Annotated in this window: 4 protein-coding genes; all 4 read left to right on the forward strand. The window is 40.3% G+C overall.

Annotation, left to right across the window (positions count from 1 at the left end):
• A partial coding sequence (locus tag AC6F75_RS02710; RefSeq protein ID WP_500713412.1) for an aminotransferase class V-fold PLP-dependent enzyme occupies positions 1–1,035 on the forward strand: 1,035 nt, incomplete at its 5' end.
• Between the two features lie 193 nt (positions 1,036–1,228).
• Positions 1,229–2,293, forward strand: a complete 1,065-nt coding sequence (locus AC6F75_RS02715) for a 3-oxoacyl-[acyl-carrier-protein] synthase III C-terminal domain-containing protein (RefSeq protein ID WP_500713413.1) — start codon at positions 1,229–1,231, stop codon at positions 2,291–2,293.
• 3 nt (positions 2,294–2,296) lie between these two features.
• On the forward strand, positions 2,297–2,821 hold the full coding sequence (locus AC6F75_RS02720; protein WP_500713414.1) for a class I SAM-dependent methyltransferase: 525 nt from the start codon (positions 2,297–2,299) through the stop codon (positions 2,819–2,821).
• 72 nt (positions 2,822–2,893) lie between these two features.
• Positions 2,894–3,463, forward strand: a 570-nt coding sequence (locus AC6F75_RS02725) for a tetratricopeptide repeat protein (protein WP_500713415.1), incomplete at its 3' end; no start/stop codon positions are given.

Genomic DNA, 3,463 nt, shown 5'->3' on the forward strand with positions numbered 1-3,463 from the left:
ATGGCGGGCATGAAAGTGGTTGTTACTAAATCAACCGAAGAAGGAAATATTGATGTGGACGACTTACGTGAAAAAGCTGAATTGCACAAAGACAACCTTTCTTGCTTGATGGTAACATATCCATCAACTCACGGCGTATATGAGAAATCCATTAAAGAAGTAACAAAAATAATACATGACAACGGCGGACAAGTCTATATGGACGGTGCCAATATGAATGCCCAGGTGGGCTTGACCAATCCCGGGGCAATTGGTGCAGACGTGTGTCACCTTAATTTACACAAAACCTTTGCCATTCCTCACGGTGGAGGTGGACCGGGTGTTGGGCCCATTTGTGTGGCCCCGCAACTCGCACCTTTCCTTCCCGGAAACCCCATCATCAAAACCGGAGGGGGAAAAGCGATTACTGCAATATCTTCGGCCCCTTATGGTTCATCACTTGTATGTTTGATATCCTATGCATACATCAGGATGTTGGGTGTTAGAGGTCTTAAAAAAGCGACGGAGTATGCCATTTTAAATGCCAATTATATGAAAGAGCGTTTGAAGGGGCATTATGAAACTTTATATACCGGAGAACGCGGCAGGGCGGCTCACGAAATGATTTTGGATTGCCGTCCGTTTAAACAAAATGGCATTGAAGTAGTGGACATCGCCAAACGTTTGATGGATTATGGTTTTCACGCGCCTACGGTTTCGTTTCCTGTTGCAGGGACATTGATGGTGGAACCCACGGAAAGTGAAAGCAAAGCAGAGCTCGACCGCTTTTGTGATGCGATGATTTCCATCAGAAAGGAAATCAACGAAGTGACATCAGACAATTTGAACAACGTTTTGAAAAATGCGCCACACACTTTAAGAATGGTTACGACAGATGATTGGGATTTTCCTTACACCCGTCAACAAGCGGCTTTTCCTTTGGAGTATGTTTCAGATAATAAATTCTGGCCAAGTTGCAGAAGGGTAGATGAAGCTTATGGCGACAGAAATTTGATCTGTACCTGTGCGCCAATTGAGGAGTATATGGAAGCGTAAGTCCTCAACGCTCCGTCGCTAAAGCTTTTGAGCGTCAGTGACCCCAACCACTCTCCAAAGGAGAGGGGAGTTAATGAGTATTACACAATTAAAGGTTTTTTGGATTCCAAAAGACCTTTAATGTTTTTAAAGTAGGGTTAAATTTTGTGTGATTGGGACAATAAATTATTAAATTAGCCAAAAAAATAGAATCATGAAGCGCGCTGTAAAAATTAAAGGAATTGGCAGCTACATTCCTGAAAAGATTGCTACAAATGAATCATTTAGTAAACACCGATTTCTGAATGAGGATGGTAGTGCCTTTGATTCCCCAAACACAGTTATTATTGAAAAATTTAAGGCAATTACCGGCATACAGGAACGCCGTTACCTTGAAGAAAACCTGGTCAACTCAGACATTGCTTTTATTGCTGCAAAAAAAGCGATAGCTGCAGCCAAAATTGACCCTGAAACCATAAATTATATCATTGTTGCCCACAATTATGGCGATTTAATACATGGCACTGTACAAAGTGATACAGTACCCAGTTTGGCTTCACGGGTGAAACATTTATTGCAAATTAAAAACCCAAATTGTGTGGCTTACGACATGTTATTTGGTTGCCCGGGATGGCTGGAGAGTGTAATTCATTCCAACGCTTTTATTCAGGCGGGAATGGCAAAAACCTGTTTGGTAATAGGCTCAGAAACTTTATCGCGAGTAATCGATGCCCATGACCGCGACTCCATGATTTACAGTGACGGTGCAGGTGCAGTAATTCTTCAGTCAGTTGATGAAGAAGGCGGTATTTTAGCTCACGAAACTGTAACCCACACCAAAGACGAAGCACATTTTATCTATTTTGACACCAGCAACGAAAAGGAGCAAAAAGACAATACCCGTTACATCAAAATGTATGGCCGTAAAGTCTACAATTTTGCTTTGACCAATGTGCCCATGGCTATGAAAAGTTGCCTGGACAAAAGTGGGATTAACATTAAAAACATCAAAAAAATATTTATCCATCAAGCCAATGAAAAAATGGATGAAGCCATTTGCCAGCGTTTTTACAAGCTCTACGGCATGGAAATGCCCAACGACATTATGCCCATGAGTATAAGCGAATTGGGCAACAGCAGTGTCGCAACCATCCCTACTCTATTGGATTTGGTTTGGCAAAAAAAGTTGGGCAATCACCAGGTTAAGCCCGGTGACCATGTTATTTTTGCCAGTGTGGGCGCGGGTATGAACATCAATGCCGTGGTGTATCAATTTTAACCTATGTACGAAGGAAAATACCCAAAGAAGCGTTATAAAATTACCCTTGAATTTTTAAAGGAAGTCATCCCTCAAAAATCTAAATTATTGGATTTGGGTGTAGAAAATCCTTTTTCTGAAATCATGAAAAAGGAAGGATTTCAAGTTGAAAACACTCAAGGCGAAGATCTCGATGAAGATTTTTCAGCAGTTCATAACAGCGATGCTGAAGTGATTACAGCTTTTGAAATCTTTGAACACCTCATTGCCCCTTACAATATCCTGAAAGAAATAAAAGTCAAAAAACTAGTAGCTTCAGTGCCTTTAAAATTGTGGTTTGCCCCGGCATACCAAAGTAAAACAGATCAATGGGACAGGCATTATCATGAATTTGAACCCTGGCAGTTTGACTGGCTTTTAGAAAAGTCGGGTTGGGAAATCAAGCGTAAAACCACTTTTACAAATCCGGTAAAGAAAATTGGATTTCGCCCTTTTTTACGGCTTTTTACGCCCAGATATTATTTGGTCTATGCTGAAAGAAAACACTAGTTTTTGTTGAAACACTTTCAAAAAAAAATATTTACAATTATTTTTTATCTTTAAAAATCAAATTTGTTGAATTTGAAACAACTAAAGATAATCATCCTGTTGGGTTTACTCTCAACGTTAACGCTGCAATCCCAAGAAATTGAACGATTGAAGCACGAGTTGACTTATGCTAAATCTGATACTTCAAAGGTCTGGCAATTCAGGGATTTAGCCTATTATTATCAATCCCAAAATTCAGATTCGGCCATACATTTTGCATATCGGGGTTATGATTTGGCCAAATTTCTTCAGTTTCCTTCGGGGCAAATTTGGTGTTTGTACCAAGTGGGGCGTGCTTATGAAATTAAAGATGAACTTGACAGCACTTTTGCAATTTACAACAGGGCATTACACATAGCCAAACAGCACAGCGACTCACTTAGCCGTGCCAAATTACTTAACGCCATTGGTGTCACTCACTATTTCTCAGGCAACTTTCACGATGCTTTGATATACTACAACAAAGGGTTTTCATTATCTGATTCCCTCAATTACAATGAGGGTATTGCCTATGCGCTCAACAATATGGCAGTGATCTATCGCTTGCAAAGAAGGTATGACAAAGCATTGGAGATTTATGACAAATCGCTTGAAATCAAAACC

It is taken from the genome of Planktosalinus sp. (assembly GCF_059864935.1).

What these genes read in the sequence shown, in the direction of transcription:
- AC6F75_RS02715 (WP_500713413.1), top strand. Translation starts at nt 1,229, where the DNA reads ATGAAGCGCGCTGTAAAAATTAAAGGAATTGGCAGCTACATTCCTGAA.
- AC6F75_RS02720 (WP_500713414.1), top strand. Translation starts at nt 2,297, where the DNA reads ATGTACGAAGGAAAATACCCAAAGAAGCGTTATAAAATTACCCTTGAA.